Origin of the sequence: Bradyrhizobium sp. PRIMUS42, assembly GCF_023006515.1 — a bacterium.
GTDB lineage: Bacteria > Pseudomonadota > Alphaproteobacteria > Rhizobiales > Xanthobacteraceae > Bradyrhizobium.
The window spans coordinates 1-431 of the sequence record NZ_JALBGZ010001619.1 but is presented as its reverse complement, the minus strand read 5'-3'; the positions used below and the strand labels follow the sequence as shown (position 1 = coordinate 431).

The window sequence follows — 431 nt, the reverse complement described above, 5'->3', positions numbered from 1 at the left end:
GACGGCGCGGGTCAGCGCCTCATCGCCCTCGGTGTCGAGATTGGAGTTGGGCTCGTCGAGCACGATCAGGAAGGGATTGCCATAGAGCGCACGCGCCAGCGCCACGCGCTGCGCCTGGCCTGCGGAAAGTGCCGCGCCCTGCTCGCCGACTTGGGTGTTGTAGCCCTCGCGCATCTTGATGATCATCTCGTGCACGCCGGCTTCTTTCGCCGCCACGATGATGCCATCGGAGGTCGCCTCGGGGTCGAACCGGCTGATGTTCTGCGCGATGGTGCCGCCGAACAATTCGACGTCCTGCGGCAGATAGCCGATGTGGCGGCCGAGCGCGTCGGATGACCATTGATCGAGCGCCGCGCCGTCGAGCCGTACCTTGCCGCGCACCGGCTGCCAGACCCCGACCAGCGCGCGGATCAGCGACGACTTGCCGGAGC

1 protein-coding gene is annotated in these 431 nt (G+C 67.5%); it reads right to left on the bottom strand.

The window, feature by feature from the left end; genetic code table 11:
• On the bottom strand, positions 1-431 hold a 431-nt coding region (locus MOV75_RS41955), incomplete at both ends, for an ATP-binding cassette domain-containing protein (RefSeq protein WP_247008761.1).